This is a genomic window from Deltaproteobacteria bacterium (assembly GCA_016219225.1).
GTDB lineage: Bacteria > Desulfobacterota > RBG-13-43-22 > RBG-13-43-22 > RBG-13-43-22 > RBG-13-43-22.
Genome location: JACRBX010000186.1, coordinates 1 through 15,824, shown reverse-complemented (window position 1 = coordinate 15,824; position 15,824 = coordinate 1). Strand labels below are relative to the sequence as shown.

General features: G+C 52.0%; 13 protein-coding genes and 1 pseudogene. 2 read left to right on the top strand and 12 right to left on the bottom strand.

Annotation, left to right across the window (positions count from 1 at the left end):
- Positions 1-974, top strand: a 974-nt coding sequence (locus tag HY879_16030; GenBank protein MBI5604848.1) for an amidohydrolase, incomplete at its 5' end; no start/stop codon positions are given.
- A 302-nt stretch (positions 975-1,276) separates the two neighbouring features.
- Here HY879_16030 and HY879_16025 read toward each other — a convergent pair.
- Positions 1,277-3,025 (bottom strand): thiamine pyrophosphate-binding protein, encoded by a 1,749-nt coding sequence (locus HY879_16025; protein ID MBI5604847.1) that lies wholly within the window; start codon positions 3,023-3,025, stop codon positions 1,277-1,279.
- 785 nt (positions 3,026-3,810) lie between these two features.
- Here HY879_16025 and HY879_16020 point away from each other — a divergent pair.
- Positions 3,811-4,428, top strand: coding sequence for a hypothetical protein (locus HY879_16020; GenBank protein MBI5604846.1), 618 nt, complete (start codon positions 3,811-3,813; stop codon positions 4,426-4,428).
- Positions 4,429-4,646: 218 nt separating this feature from the next.
- Here HY879_16020 and HY879_16015 read toward each other — a convergent pair whose 3' ends face one another.
- The 11 genes and pseudogenes from HY879_16015 to HY879_15965 all read right to left on the bottom strand — a co-directional run.
- The gene (locus HY879_16015; GenBank protein MBI5604845.1) at positions 4,647-5,969 is read right to left on the bottom strand and encodes an NAD(P)/FAD-dependent oxidoreductase; all 1,323 of its coding nucleotides are present in this window, start codon (positions 5,967-5,969) and stop codon (positions 4,647-4,649) included.
- 247 nt (positions 5,970-6,216) lie between these two features.
- Positions 6,217-6,668, bottom strand: a pseudogene (locus HY879_16010) (helix-turn-helix transcriptional regulator).
- A gap of 695 nt (positions 6,669-7,363) precedes the next feature.
- The gene (locus HY879_16005; protein ID MBI5604844.1) at positions 7,364-7,654 is read right to left on the bottom strand and encodes a type II toxin-antitoxin system RelE/ParE family toxin; all 291 of its coding nucleotides are present in this window, start codon (positions 7,652-7,654) and stop codon (positions 7,364-7,366) included.
- Entirely contained in the window at positions 7,654-7,884 is a 231-nt protein-coding gene (locus HY879_16000) for an addiction module protein (GenBank protein ID MBI5604843.1), read from the bottom strand. The genes HY879_16005 and HY879_16000 overlap by 1 nt, the downstream gene beginning before the upstream one ends.
- Before the next feature lie 839 nt (positions 7,885-8,723).
- The gene (locus HY879_15995) at positions 8,724-9,335 is read right to left on the bottom strand and encodes a hypothetical protein (GenBank protein MBI5604842.1); all 612 of its coding nucleotides are present in this window, start codon (positions 9,333-9,335) and stop codon (positions 8,724-8,726) included.
- 32 nt (positions 9,336-9,367) lie between these two features.
- A complete protein-coding gene (locus HY879_15990; GenBank protein ID MBI5604841.1) occupies positions 9,368-9,868 on the bottom strand; it encodes a hypothetical protein in 501 nt (166 codons plus the stop codon).
- Positions 9,869-9,936: 68 nt separating this feature from the next.
- Entirely contained in the window at positions 9,937-10,947 is a 1,011-nt protein-coding gene (locus tag HY879_15985) for a hypothetical protein (protein MBI5604840.1), read from the bottom strand.
- Positions 10,948-10,966: 19 nt separating this feature from the next.
- Positions 10,967-12,490 carry an AMP-binding protein gene (locus HY879_15980; GenBank protein ID MBI5604839.1) on the bottom strand — a complete coding sequence of 508 codons (1,524 nt, stop codon included), beginning with the start codon at positions 12,488-12,490 and terminating at the stop codon, positions 10,967-10,969.
- A gap of 664 nt (positions 12,491-13,154) precedes the next feature.
- The gene (locus HY879_15975) at positions 13,155-14,189 is read right to left on the bottom strand and encodes a 3-oxoacyl-ACP synthase (GenBank protein ID MBI5604838.1); all 1,035 of its coding nucleotides are present in this window, start codon (positions 14,187-14,189) and stop codon (positions 13,155-13,157) included.
- Positions 14,182-15,294 (bottom strand): branched-chain amino acid ABC transporter permease, encoded by a 1,113-nt coding sequence (locus HY879_15970; GenBank protein ID MBI5604837.1) that lies wholly within the window; start codon positions 15,292-15,294, stop codon positions 14,182-14,184. The genes HY879_15975 and HY879_15970 overlap by 8 nt, the downstream gene beginning before the upstream one ends.
- Before the next feature lie 14 nt (positions 15,295-15,308).
- A partial coding sequence (locus HY879_15965) for a branched-chain amino acid ABC transporter permease (GenBank protein MBI5604836.1) occupies positions 15,309-15,824 on the bottom strand: 516 nt, incomplete at its 5' end.

Sequence of the window (15,824 nt, the reverse complement as noted above, 5' to 3'; positions counted from 1 at the left end):
TGGATGCCTTACCGGTCAAGGAACTGACCGGCCTGCCGTATGCCTCCAAGGTAGAAGCGACATATAAAGGGGCCAAGGTCCCCGTGATGCACGCCTGCGGCCATGACAATCATACGGCGATTCTGATGGGCGCAGCCGAAGTCCTGGCCGGTTTGAAGGATAAACTCCCCGGTACCGTCAAATTCATATTCCAACCGGCTGAAGAGGAGCCGCCCGGCGGTGCGGGGGAAATGATTAAAGCCGGTGTCCTGGAAAATCCCGCACCCCAAGCGATTTTCGGACTTCATGTCGCCCCCTACCCTGCCGGAATGTTGGCCGCGCGGAGCGAAGGAACCATGGCCAGTGCGGATTCTTTTAAAATCACAGTGAAAGGCACTCCAACCCATGGAGGAAACCCATGGACCGGAGTGGATCCTATCGTAATCTCCGCTCAGATCATTCAAGCTTTGCAAACCGTGGTGAGCCGGCAGTCTGATCTGACCAAGACCGCCGTAGTGGTATCGATCGGGGCGATTCATGGAGGCGACGCGCATAATTCCATTCCCCAGATGGTTGAGATGGAAGGAACCATACGGACTTTTGACCCCACAATGCGGAAACAAGTCCATGAGCGTATCAAAAAGATGGTACCGGCTATTGCCCAGGCCTCCGGTGCTACCGCTGAAGTGTCAATCCCGGACTACGGCCTCCCGGTTACTTTTAATGATCCAAAGCTCTTCGCTAAAATGGAGCCGACCCTAAAGCGTGTTTCCAAGAATTTCTATATGGAAGCCGTGAAGACAACCTCTGGCGAGGATTTTGCCTGGTATCAGACAAAGGTACCCGGACTGTTTTTCTTTCTTGGCAGTCTGACAAAGGGTGCCAAGCCCTATTTCAATCATTCCCCCTACTACACCATGGATGAGGCAGCATTAATTGTCGGCGTTCGGGCTATGGCGAATCTGGCGGTGGATTTCCTGGAACAGACAAAATAGACGAGAATTTCAGTAACGAATAGAGTGCCGTCCGGCGAGCGGGGCGGCACTCCTGGTCATATTAATCTAATGAAATCCCGGAAACATTCCGAATTATCTACCGATCTAAAGACAACCGACGAGAAAAAGCTTTTGACGCCTTAGACTATCCTTGCCCTGTTTAATAGGGGCCGTCTATTTTCTTCTTCCGATTCTTACTTTTTTCTGGTATCGCAGTCACCCCAAACCAGGCTTATCCCATTTAACAGGGTGAACGGCCATGACCTCCCATATCCCGGATCGGGTAAGAGTTCCTGTGTCATCTATTGCCCAGGCGGGGGTCCAGGCATGGAAAGGGGAACCCCTTGAAAGACCACCGCGGCCATGACACCAAACATCGGATGGGGACCCAGTTGGGTTTTCACATCCAGGACTGCGGGCTTCCCGCATTCAAAGGCCCTTTTCAGCGCCGGCTTTAGGTCACTTGCGTTTTCCACCCGCTCTCCATAGCAACCAAAACCCATCGCGATCTTCGCATAGTCTGCTGAAGAGAAGTCCTGATCGATTCCCTCAAGAGCCTTGTTCCCGTACAGAGCCAGTTGGCCCGCCTTGCACATTCCCCAACCGCCGTCATTGTTGATCACATGAACCACCGCCAGGTTGTGTCGTGCGGCCGTATCCAGTTCCTGCAGAGTAAGCCCAAAAGCCCCGTCTCCGCAGAAATTCACGACAGGACGCCCGGGAAAAGCCAGCTTGAATGCATTGGAAAAGGGCTGGCCGCAACCCAGGTGGCCTCCCCCCGCAAAGAAGAATCTTTGACGCGGCCGAAGGGCGTTGAGGTAGGTGAATCCCCAGTGGAAAACCATGCCTCCATCAATGGTCACCAGGGCGTCTTTATCCGCCAGGTATTCCCCCACATCCTTGGCGAGCCTGCCCATGCTGATCGGGCCGCTTTCTCCTCCGAGCAGGGGTTCGAGACTCATCATGTATTGCCGGTAAGTCTCGACAAGCCCTTTCACCCATTTTTCACTTGCCTTCCCTTTCCCGCCATATTCCTTTATGGCCAGAAGCAAGTCAGCCAGGATAGTCTTCGCATCCCCTGCAATGCCGATGTCTATAGGCACCTTTTTCCCCAACTGAGTCGGGTCTATGTCGATCTGGACTATCTTCTGCTTGGATTGGGCCGACATCACGGGTGGCTTGCCCAGGCCGAGCCATGACGAAAAGTGACACCCCACCGCCACGATCAAATCCGCTTCCTGCAGCGCCTGCATTACGGCATTGCCGCCCAACCATCCGCCATCGCCGAAAAATATGGGGTGACGGGCGGAAATGGCCCCAGAGCCCATAGGGGTACTCGTTGCGGCTGCTCCAAGAAGATCCGCCAGGGCCTGAAACTCCTCACAGGCTTCTGATGCGATCACCCCCCCGCCGGCCACGAGCAGGGGCCTTTCAGCCTCCAGGAGCAACCGGGCCGCTCTTTCAATCATCTTCCAATCCCCCCGGCAACGTCCGATTGGACGATAGTTTTCAGGGACCGGCAAGTTCCCGATTTCCCCCTTTTGAAGCATGATATCCAGGGGAATGTCCAGATGCACCGGACCGGGTCTTCCGGTCAAGGCTTCCCGGAAAGCCCTCTGGACCAGTTCGGGAATTCTTGACCATTGATGGACCGCCGCGTTCCATTTGGTGATGGGCTTGTATAATGAAAGCGAATCCATGTCCTCGAGGGCTCCCACGAACGGATAACTGAGAAAGGTTTGTACATTGGCCGTGATGGCCAGAACCGGTGAACTGTCCGCGTAGGCTTCGTAGAGCCCGCCGGCCAGGTTAGCGGCGCCGGACCCCACGGTTGAACAGCAGACTCCGATCCTGCCCGTTGCCCTTGCCCAGCCGTCTGCCATGTGGGCAGCGTTTTCTTCATGTCTTGTGGAAAAGAAATCGATTCCATCCTCCCTTCGCAGGGCCTCCATGAAGGCCACGAGGCCATGCCCGCTGATTCCGAAAACGTGTTGAATCCCCTCTTTTCTGAGGGCCTTTACCAATACTTCCGCCCCTGTGAACTCAGCCATTTTTTTCCTCCTTCCCACCGGGCACTAAAACCGTTGGCCCGTGACGCGTACTTTCTACAAGTTTTTCCTTGATTATAAGCTCATGATCTTTCAGAAGGCAATATAACGAAAGTAACATTTTTGGGGTAATTCAGAATCTTTTCGCGCCAACACAACCACCAGGGCATACGAATCCATTCGAGTCCTCAATACTTCTTGATTTCCACGTGGTTCCGGTATAAAATAATGTTATTCATTCAATATTTTTTGTGCTGGGGAAGACTATGGGGTCCCTAAGACTTTCTTCAGACCGCATTTCAGATTTGATGGAGTTTGCCCGAATCGCCAGCAGCGCTCAGGATATCGAAACGCTGCGGTCCGAAACCCTTCACCCGATACGCCGTGCCTTTCGCTCCGACAGTACCATCATCTGGCTGATCGATCAGAACAACAGAGCAATCGAACCCTTTGAAGTGAATATCCAGCATCGGTTTTTTCCGATGTACCGGGACTACTATTTCAGAAACAATCCCCTCGACCCAACCAACCTTGGATTTTTTCGGGGAACATCCCTTTCCATGGAGCGGATCGTCCCCTACAATGATTTTCAAAGGACCGAATACTACAACGATTTTATCAGGCCTCAGAAGATCCGGCGACAGATGGCCGTCTACATCCGCTTGAGGAACAAACTCACCTCGCTGATATGTACTCACAGATCCGATAACCGGATGTTCAACGACGAGGACCTCGCTGCCGGAGACATGGTTTCCTCGCATCTGTCCGCTGCTTTCGATAGAATTCAGATGATCGAAGAAGTAAAGAAGAAGGGCAGTTTCTTCCGGATGATCCTCGATAGTACGGACGCCGGAATCCTGGTGCTTGATCTTGAGAAAAGGCCGGTATTCATCAACAGAAAAGCGGCAGATATCTGTGCGGGCATAAAGAAAGAGAACCTTCCGGACAATAAACATCATCGTGTCGCTTCGATCATTCCACCCCCTGTCCTGGATGATTGTGTCGCCCTGGAGAACTATTTTGAGAATGGTCAGGAAGTCGGCCGGGGTTCACCTGCTGTGAGAGAACGAATCATCTGGGTCTCCCCTTCTGAGAAATGCCTTTTTCGCATCAGGCTGGTGAATAGGATCCTGGCGGATTCCGATGGTCCGCTTTTCCTCGTCACCATGGAGACACTCCCAGTATATCCGAAAATCGATGATCAGGCAGCCAGAATGGATTTCGGTCTCACGAAGAGAGAAGCCGAGATAGTGTCCTATATCTACAAAGGGTACAGGAATGCCGAGATTGCCGGCAGGCTTTTTATCAGCGAGGGGACGGTAAAGAATCACCTGAGAAGCATTTTTGAAAAGACCGCGGTCAAGAACAGGACCGGTCTGATTCACAAGGTATTGTCCCTTCTATGAGGACGCCTTTGATCAGGATTTCGGGGCTTCCGCAGATCACTGGCCCGCTTGAAAAAAAATTTAGGGACCTAAGGAGAAATATGCTTAAGTTTTTGGGGGGCTGCACTCCTTATCCCTGCGCCGAATAGGTAACGGCTTATTTCAACCCCCCACTGCTCCAGATCCCTCAAAAGAATCCCTTTTTCTCCTTTCCCTTTCGGTCAAGCCAACGTTTGACTTCACCCCGTATCAGGAGTTTCAAAAAGGTTTTTAGAACTCGTAACCTGTAACCCGCAACCCATAACTTGTCTTGCCGCGCTCTCCCCGGCCACCCAGCCGGTGGAAAAAGCGGCCTGGAGATTATAGCCGCCGGTCATTCCTTGAATGTCCAGGACCTCGCCGCATAGGAAAAGTCCTGAAACGATCCTGGATTCTAGGGTTTTGGGATCCACCTCGGAAAGCTGAACCCCTCCGGCCGTGACGATGGCTTCTTCGAGGGGTCGGGTCCCCTTAACGGTCATCCGAAGATCAGTCAACAGGGTCCGTAAACGAAGACGTTCTTCGGCGGTAATTTGATTTCCTTTTTTATCCCCAGGGATTCCGGTAAGGTTCAAAAAAACCGGAACCATCTTATTGGGTAATAAAAATTTCAGGATTCCCTGGATCCCTTTCAGGTGATGGGCCTTGAATTCCCTTTGCAGTCTGCCGTCCAACTGGTCCTGGGTCAGGGCGGGTTTAAGATTCATGGATAGCTCCACCTTTCCTTGATTCAAATCATCCACCACCTGTCCACTTAAGGTCAGGATGATGGGACCGGAAACCCCGAAATGGGTAAAGAGCATTTCTCCGAATTCCGAAGGCCCTTTCCGGCCGTTGACATAGACGGCAGCGGAAACATTTTTTAATGACAGTCCTTGAAGCTCTTTGACCCACGGTTCTTTAATGACCAACGGAATCAAAAAGGGACGAATTGGAGCAATTTTATGGCCCGTCTTCCGGGCCAGAAGGTAACTGTCCCCTGCAGAACCGGTCTTGGGATAAGAAGCCCCTCCGGCCGCCAGGATTACGGCCCGGGCCTTAAAAGTGTCCTGACCGGTTCTGACCCCTTCTACCCTGCCGGATTGGACCAGGATCTCCTTTACCGCCTGATCCTTAATCAGGCTGACCCCTTTATCTCTCATAAAACGCAGCAGGCAGGAAACCACATCCAGTGCCCGGTTCGATTTTGGAAAGACCCTTTGCCCTCTTTCTACGGTCAGGGGCACCCCCCGGTCTTCAAAAAATTGCATCAAATCCTGATTAAAAAAACGGGCGAAACAATTTCTCAAAAACCTGCCGTCCGGTTTATAGCTCTCCAGAAAGGTCTGCATATCCCCGAGATTAGTCAGATTGCATCGGCCTTTGCCGGTTATGCCCAGCTTCAACCCGGCCCGGTCCATCTTTTCCAGCAGCAGGACCCGGGCCCCTGACTCGGCGGCCCGGCCGGCGGCCATCATCCCCGAGGCCCCGGCACCGATAACGATGATGTCATAAATGGATTGCGGATTGTTTGGACTTATCATATTTAGATTGCGGAGTGCGGCGTAAAAGATCGGATTCCCCACTGCCTTTCTATTCGGATTCTGGGATAAACAATCAGGTTCCTAAGAATAGGCGGTTAACCCAACGCTTTTTACCTGTCTGATAAATCTCTGATCAAAGGAATATATCGTAAGGAAGGCCGGATGTCAATAAAGCCCTAAAATTTTTTAGAGAAAGGAGGTATTACAAAAAATTATGTATTTGGCATTTGTTCCCGTGCCTTCGGCCCTACTTTCTCTTTACGTCTAAACATTTACAGAATTTGTCACATAAATTGGCTGAAAAATTAAACCTTTCATGGACAGAAATGTGACGCAAGCTCTTGATATCGCGTAACGGCGGCGCGCCAAACACACGGCAGTACTCGCGGCTGAACAGGGAAGGGCTCCCGTAGCCGACCTGGAACACCGCGGTCGCCGCATACAGGAGTTCCGTGAGCATTAACCGCCGCGCTTCATTCAAACGCAACCATTTTTGGTACTGCAGTGGACTGATAGCCGTCAGCGCTCGGAAATGATGGTGGAAGGTCGATGTACTCATATGGACTTGCTTTGCGAGTCATCGATACGCAACGGCCGTGTGGAGTTACTCTTCAACCAATCGATTGCCCGCGCTATCTGGTGACTCTGACTTCCCACCGACGCCATCTGGTGCAGACGTTCACCTTGATCGCCCACCATGTCGGCGGCGTGATGGGGCGACTCGTCTTCGGTGAGGGAAATGGTAAAGATTAAGGCCGTGTTTTTTTTTCATAGCATCAAAGTTTTCGAGAGGCGGGCGCCTTTCCAACCGATTGATCCGATCGGTGGGTGGGCATTCTTTTGCATTATAATAAATCTTTCTGCGAAACCAAATCTCCTGTAAAACCCCAGCACGCTCTCGTTACCTTCTGCAATGGATACCTTTATGGTTTCACAGTTCTGTTCCCCGAAACCATGAAAGGGGTCACCTTGATTTGTGATTTATGCTTTTCCTATTGACACCCTATCTCACAATCCACTGCAATCCTGTCGCTAATAATTTTGGCACGTCGGCTGATAGCCGAACAGGCAAGACCGAAGTAAGCACCGATTATATCATTTAATACCTGTCTTGTTACCTAATTTTTTTAATAAAAATTAACTTGAAGAGCCTCGTCAAGAAATAATCACAAATCAAGGTTTGACCCCATTAACTTTCTCATTCGTTGTATCTCGGTATCTCGTTGCTCATAATTAATCATGCAGGCCGACCTTTATTCTATATCTATTTCGAAATTCACTACCAGGGTAGTTCCGAAGCCGAAGCCCCAAAACGCACCCACCATAAGTTATAGCATTGTCCTTTGCTTTGACGAAGGTAAAAAAGTGATGTGGATATTTATTCAGATGGCTCATTACAACCGATAATGCCAATATCCTGGTCTACGTTTCTGGTGGGCAATGGCTATGATTCGAAGGTTGTCAGGTTCGATAACGTAAAGAACACTGTAGGGGAAACGTCTCAAGAGTTTTTGGCGCACCTCATCGCTCACGAGGATGTATGACTCTGGATTAGCCATGACTTGGTCAACCGCTTCTTCAACCGAATCAAGGAAGGACATACCAAGGCCACTCGCCCTTTCTTCATAGTATTTAGATGCATCAACCATCTCGGTGTAGGCATCCTCATGAAAGTTTACCCCCATCACGTGATTGCTGCCCTTGCTCGTCGAAAGGCTTCTTCGGCGGGAATTTCTTTGGCTTTGCCTTCCCTAAGTTCTTTCAGCCGTTTTTCGGCTTCAACGATCCAGAGATGCAAATTTTCTTCTTCTTTGGGAGCATCCAGGCTCAATATAAGTTTTTCGGCAAGTTGGGCTCTCCCCTCAAGACCAAGGTTCAAGACTTCAGATTCTAATTCTTCCAGATTACGTGACATACGGGTACACTCCTTTTTTACCCACATCGTTGAGTTCATCTTACAGGAAGCTGGTTTTCTATGGGTAAAGTATAGAATAACAAAAAAATCTGGTCAAGGCTAAAAAAAGAGCAAATCAAGGTGTAAGGAAAGGGGTCATGAATATACCGGTTATAGAGACCGCCTGTCCGGATGGTTAGTTCCAACCATTCCGGGCAGGGGTTCCAATAGTTCCGGAGTGTTAACTCAGGTTCAAAACAGCCTTGAGAAAATGGAAGAAGGCCAGAGGCCGCAGTCCATTTTCTCAAGGACCCAGTCCCCATTCTCGCTTACCTCCTCGAGTATCCCTAACCCGGGGGTTAAGGAATTGGCACAACCCCGGATCGATTGGAACCTTAAATCGGAACACTTGGAACGAATATCCGGACTCATTGGTAAAAGTGGTCCGGAATATTCACCCTCAAGGGTTGGATTAAAAACCATAAGATTTGTTACCAAACATTTTGGCACGGCTTGTAACTAAAGATTTTCTGGTCCGCTTATGGCGGAAGGGGTCTTGAAAAATTATAGCAAAGGAGTGTTTTTTTACACACTTTGCCTTTCAAAGACCTTGATCCTGATGGGTGACCGGTGCAGTGAAGAAGACCTGACACAACAACGATTGAAATTTCAGCAAGGGTAAAGATGTTGGGGACCTCGGGTTAGTTCTATCAGCGTGTGCTCTGTAAGAAAAAAAATGCTCTTTCTTGCAGCCGGGGATGTTTTTTCTCTTGACAGAGGCCTTTTACTGGGTGACCCAATACTGCTGAATGAAATTGACCGAGAGGCAAAATAGCAAGCGGGGGGCGGACCAGAAGGCCTTATTGGGGATCATTGGATCTCATGAGGATAAAATATCCCTTCCGGTTGGGGGGAACATCCTTATCCCTGGGCCGGTAGACGGTTATGGAAAAGAGAGGGTTCCCTTGATCGGCTATATCCTCCTTAAAAAGAATCTCCCAATAGCGCCCATCCGCCTTGGGTATGCGGCCCTTGGCCAAAAGATGATTCAAAAGCCGGGCCCATTCCATCTGGGTTGATCCTTCAGAAATGATCGGGGAATTAAACATAAACCGGGGGTTTCCCGGAGAGGGTCCCGTATGGGTATCCAGCCAGTTGCCTTCCATGATCAGGTAGGGCTCCGGCTTGGGAATATAATGAATGCGGTTGGACCTGTTCTTATCGGAGACAACTGCCGGATCCCGGGGGTGCTCGCGGAGGGCAATGGCCCAGGTATCCTGCTGCCCCAGCGGATAAAGCCTCTCCGATTCCTGGTTGATTTCGAAGCCCAGCAGTAAAGCCATTTTCCGGGCCATGTCCCCCCGGAAAATGATCTTTTTTTCCACCGAATCGGGGAACCGGGCCGCCAGGGCCTCGAAGCCAATGGTCTGGCCTAATAAAGAGAGAATCAGAAGGAAAATAACGTTCCCCATGGCCGGCAGCCTTAGGACTCAAGAAGAGCGCCTTAACGGGGGGTCACGGCGCATTCCTTAATTCCCTTCTCAATGAGGACGCTGGCTGGATACTGGGTCATACCGGAATAATAGTGCGACATTTCCACGAAGGACACCTTATAGCCCTTCCCCGTTTTATCAATCCTGACCGCGGATGTATCCCCGGTATCTTTTTCGAAGATCTCGAAAGTCGTCCGGTTTCCCTTTCGCGACCATTTTATCCGGTGATCCTCGTCCAGATTGGTGGTGTCGACCGAGCAGGTCCAAAGGGCCATCGGGTTTCCTTTGGCAGTGAAACTTTCGATTTTATGAAAGACCAGGCCGACAATGAGATTCTTTTCCAAAATCAACTTGAGATCGATGAGATGTTTTCCCCCATCCTGAAATTTTATCTCCGCTTCGCAGCTTATCTCCTCCGAAAGGGCCGAGGGTACCCAGGTCAGAAAAAGGAGCCCCAGCCAGAAGACCCAGACACTCACATCTCTCAGGATAGGAAATCGGTCGTCAGCCATTTTAATCTGCTAAATCGGGGCCGGCCACGATAACTACTCCTTCACTCTTATCAGACAATAGCACTAAACTAATACGATCCCCAATGGATCAGGGCGGCGGCGTAAGTGAAGCCGATGCCGCCGGCGGCCAGGACAATAGAAGCGCCCTCTTTGACGGCCCCGCTTTTCAGGCCCAGGTCCATCGATAGAAGCACATCATTGGTGCCATGACAGCCCCATTGGTCCAGGGCCGGGGATTGATCGGTGTTCAAGCCTAATTGGTCCAGCACATTGTGGCGCTGGGTTGGAGTCAGGTGTCTCAAGGCCAGATAATCGGGCCTGCGGCCGGGAAGGACCTTTGCGGCCGTTTCGGCCAGGGCCTGGGGCCAGCGTTCATCCAGGTAATTCCTGACCACATCAGGCCGGGGCGTCTGAAAGAACATAATTTTCGAATCAAGATTATCCGCACTGAAGGGATACAGGGTTCCGCCCCCGGGCACATACACTTCATCGGCCATTTCGCAGTCCACGGTCAGTTCAATAGCCCCTAAAATGTTACGGTCATGACCCCGCCGCAGTAAGACCGCCCCGCCACCGGCTGAAAAAGGCAGCATAAAGTGGGTATCGGGATTGGCGTAGTCCACCAGATCCACATTGCGGGTCCCCCCGGCCAAAAGAACTGTGTTGATATTCTTATCGCCCAGCATCATATCCCGGGCGATGCGCAGCCCAAGAACCAGGGTCACTCCCTGATCGACCAGGTCAAAGGCCCAGGCCTTTCGGCAGCCAGTCTCCTCCTGGACCCGGATGGAGGCCGTCTGGGCGATATAGTCCTTGTATTCCTCGCCGGTCCACAAGACCAGATCCACCTCTTCGGGTTTTATCCCCCCGGCCCGCTCAAAGGCCTGTTTGGCGGCCTTGACGGCCATAGACACTGGCTGGTCATCCCCGGCGGGTCTGCACTTGCGCTCGGTCCCCAGGGCCCGCACCGCTTCAGATGACAACCCTGCCCTGCCGGCTATTTCGTCGGCGATCTCGAATCCGGTCGGGGTGTAGAGTCCGTAACTTATAATGCCGATTTGGTCGTCTGATTCAATCATTTCTCATTAACTTCCTTATTTAATTATTATCCGCTTTCCCGTGCTTTTCCTTGAGCACGAACTTGCGCACCTTTTCCGAAGCCACTGTTCTGGGCAGGGCCTCCACCACCACCAGATATTTGGGAATTTTATATTTGGCCATTTTGTCGGCCAGGAATTCCTGAAGTTCGGGTAACGTCAGGCTTTTGCCGGCTTTGAGTTCGATGCAGGCCTTGCCCACCTCACCCCACTTTTCATCGGCCACACCGATAACGGCCACGGCGGCCACCGCAGGATGGGCCTCGATGATCCGCTCGATTTCCGCCGGATAGATATTGATCCCTCCGGAGATGAGCATATCCTTTTTGCGGCCCACGATGGCCAGATGGCCGTCTGCATCTACCCTGGCCAGGTCACCGGTATAAAACCAGCCGTCCTGGATGGCCTCGGCCGTGGCCTGGGGCTTGTTCCAGTAGCCGGCGCATAACTGATCGCCACGGAAAAGGAGCTCCCCCTCCTGGCCCATGGCTGCTTCCCGGCCCTGACCGTCAATGAGTTTCATATCCACATGGGGCATGGGATGACCCACAGTCTTCAGCTTCCCATTCGCCTGGAAACAGTTCGGCCCCACTTCGGTCAGGCCGTATCCTTCCCGAAGATGGATCCCTTTTTCTTTCTTGAAGGTCTCAAAGATTTTTTCGGTCAAAGGGGCGCCGCCGGAGACCAGAAACCAGACACTGGAGAAATCCGTGGCCTTGAATTTGGGGGATTCGATCATCATCTGGTACATGGTGGGAACGGCAAAAAAGACGGTGATCCGCTCCCTCTCGATCAGGTCCAGGACCAGGTCCGCCTCGAAACGCTGGATCAGGATATTGGTCCCCAGGGCGTGAAAAAGGGGCAGGGTAAAGACATTCCAGCCGGCCGTATAAAACAGGGCCGGGTGCAGGATGGTCCGTTCCCCCCGGTTAAAGCCCCAGCCGATGATGGTATTGATCGAGTTCCAGGTGATCATGCCATAAGTCATGACCACCCCTTTGGGCAACCCGGTGGTCCCTGAGGTATAGATGATCAACTGAGGATCATGGGGGCTCAAGCCGCATTCGGGGTATGGGGTGGATGGCAATTGATCCCAAAGGGCCGGCAGGCTTCGGCCGACCCTTTCATCCGCATCCAGGCAGACAAAATGGTCCACCTTGATCCTGGACCGGAGTTCGCCGGCGGTCTGGACATGGTCCTGATCGAAGAAAAAGGCCCTGGGGGCGGCATCCTCAAAATAATAGATCAATTCATCGATGGTCAGCCGAAAATTAAGGGGCACCAATATAGCCCCTAATCGACTCGTTGCCAGAAAAAGGGTGATGTAGTCGGCCCGGTTGAAGGCCAGCGCCGCCACCCGGTCGCCTTTTTTTATTCTGAGTTCGTCCGAAAGAAAATGGGCCAGACGATTGACATCGAGGCTGAGTTCCCCGTAAGTGTAACGGCGGTTCCTTCCGATATCCACAATGGCCTCGGCCTCGGGAAAACTTTTCCCCCACCGTCCTATCCAATCTCCGTAGAGCATTGATGCCTTCTCCGTAAACTTTCCGTAAATTTTTTATTTGACAGGATTAACAGGATTGATAATTTTTAATTCTGGATTCCCGCCTGCGCGGGAATGACGTCATGAGGATCGCCCCACTTGTCCCAATGGTCTCTGGATTCCCGCTTGCGCGGGAATGACGAGTTTTTACATGGGCATCATTAATTGATGAACGTGTAAAAAGTCGCCAAAGCTCGCATTACGTCATTCCGGCGAAAGCCGGAATCCAGTTCATAATAATCCGGTAAATCCCGTCGAAAAATAAATTGGGACGCTGATTTTCGCCGATACCCGCAGGTTCAAGAAACGTATCAGTTTAGCTTTTTGAAAAAACGTCGATAGCCTCTCTGTCATTCCCGTGAAAACGGGAATCCAGGTTCTTTTCGTCTCAGCATAACACCTGGATTCCGGTTTTCACCGGAATGACGGTATGCGAAAGTCAGGATTTTTCAAGTAAAGTTTCAAGTTTTTCAAAGGGCTAAATTGTTACCAAGAAACAGGCTCAAAGCTCAAAATGGAAATCTGAACCTGCATCTTGCAACTTGAAACTTTTTTTCAAATTAAATCCTGGCAATCGGCATGATCGGCGAAAATCTGCCGATCCGAGTCAATCTGCGTCCAAAAAGGAATTTCCTATACTATTAAATTAATCATTGCCTTCACTGCCCCAGCGCATGACCAGCACATCCCAGGCATATCCGATGCCGGCCGAGATCATCAGCACCAGATCCCCGTCCTTGAGACGGCCCTCTTCAACAGCCAAATCCAGGGAAAGGATCTGATCGTTCTGGCCCTGATGGCCGAACTCTTCAAAATACCGGGTCTGTTCCGGTTTCAGCCCCAACTGGTTCATCAGATAGTCATGGGCGCTGCGCTTGACCAGCAGGGTGGCCAGGTAATCGACATCGGCCCGGCTGTAGCCGCTTTTTTCAAGGGCCTGGTCGATGCAATAAAGCCAGTTGCTTAAACTCAGCCTCTCCAGGCGATCCTTCATGCCTACCGGGTCCAGGACGTCTAAATACTGTTTCCCTTCTTCCAGCCCTTGAAGGGTCATGGGTTGGGCCGAGCCCCCCTGGGGAACATAGACATCCCAGGTAAAGGAGCCGTCGGTCATAAAGTGGCCTTCCAGGATCTCGTTGTGGGGACAATTTCTCTGGACCAGACAGGCCGCCCCGCCGGCTGCCAGAAAGTACATCCAGCGCACCCTGGGGTTGGGATAGTGGATCAGATCGGAATTGCGGTAACCGGAAACGATGAGGATATTGTTGATCCGGTCGTCGGCCCGGATCATGTCCCGGGCCAGTTTAAGAGCCACCATAGTAGTGCCGCAGCGCTGCTGGATATCAAAAGACCAGGCCTTTTTCAAACCCAGTTCCTTCTGGATCTTGGGCCCCACCGGCCAGTTGCGGTATTCCTTGACCTCTTCCCCGCTCCAGATGACCAGATCGATATCGGAAGGCGCCAACCCCGAAAGATAAAAGGCCTTCCGGGCGGCCTTCAGGCCCATGGCCACGGTCTGATCCCCAGGACCGGGCACATTTTTCTGATACCAGCCCAGTTTGGTCCGGATGACCTCGGCCGGGGTTTCGGACCGGGAGGCGATGTAATCGGCATCATGATAGGCCCGGGGGATATAGGCAGCCAGACTCAGGATACCGGCCTTAGCCTTAGGATCAGGCACCACCGGCCTCCTTTCTGACTGCCGCCTTCCGTTGTCTGATCATATCCCTGGCCGTGCCGACAAAGCCTTTGGGAAAGAAAAAGACCACCAGGATAAAAAGGATTCCGAAGTACAGTATCCAGCGCTCGGCCAGACGATGGGCTATTTCCACGTTGGGCAAAAGCTCCTTGGCAATCTTCTGGAGGTCAGGGAGCCAGGTCTCGGCAATTTTGATGAAGGAAGCCCCGAAGAGACTGCCGTAAAGCGTGCCCAGGCCGCCGATGATGACCATCAGCAGTACATTAAGCATCAGAGCGGTACCGAGTACCGATTCCGGGTTGACGTATTTCACCCACAGGGCGAAAAGGATTCCGGTCAGGGAGGCGATGGCCGATCCGAAAACAATGGCAAAGACCTGGTAGCGGAAGGTCTTGTAGCCCAGGGCCGTGGCCCGGGGTTCGTTGTCCCGTATGGCCTTGAGGACCTGACCCACCGGAGAGCGGACAAAACGGAGCATGACGATAAAAAGGATCACCGAGACGATCAGGATAAAATAATAGGCCATAAGCCGGCCGTTGACTTCCATCCCCAAAAAATTTGCTGCCGACCAGTCCACATTGAAGATGCCCGGCAGTTTAAAGGAAACCCCGTCTTCGGCCTTGGTCACGTCATACCACTGGATAGCCAGGATATAGGCAAATTCGGCCAGGGCCAGAGTCATCATGGCAAAAAAAATGGCCTTGACCCGTAGGGAAAAAAAGGCGATGACCAGGGCCATGGAAATACTCAGACCCAGGGCGACACCAACGGCCAGGAAGATGTGCGCCCAGCCGGGGTCTTTGGAATGGTAGACGGCCAGGGCCAGGGAATAGGCCCCGATGCCGAAAAACAGGGAATGGCCCAGGGAGAGCAGTCCGCTGTAACCGAGCAAAAGGTCATAGGAGGCTACAAAGACAGCGAAGATCATGATCTTGGCCACTAAATCCATGACCCTGAAAGAGGAAAAGGCCCAGGGAATGGTCAGCAAAACTGCCACCAGGATTAATTGAATGTAGAAGGTCGGCCGGGTATACCGGGTTTGCTGCTCATAAAGCCTGTCCTGTTGAACCGGACTGATGTCTGTCACCTTTGCCTCCTTGTCTAATCCCGGCCCATGAGGCCTTTGGGCCGGATGAGCAATATAATAGCCATAATCATAATATTGACCCCCAGAGCGACCTTCGGCACCAGAAAGGCCACATAATTAAAGGCCAGACCGACCATCAGGGCCCCCAGAAAACTGCCGGTCACCGACCCCATGCCGCCGATGATCACCACGATCAAGGCGAAAATAAGATTTTCATCGCCCATATTCGGATAGATATGTCCGTTGAACAGGGAGATCATCACCCCGCCCATGGCCGCCAGGGCCGCCCCGGCGGCAAAAACGCCCGAGAAGATGCGTTGGATGTTGTATCCCATGACCTGGACGATTTCTTTGTTTTCCACCCCGGCCCGAACCACAATTCCCAGTTTGGTCTTCCGGAGGACTAATTGAATGCCCACAAAGACCAGGCCGCCCACCAGGATGGCCACACCCCGGAACTTGTTCACCATAACGTCAAACAAGTCCCAGGAGTTCTGAAAGGCCGCCGGCACCCCGATGGCCTCATCGTT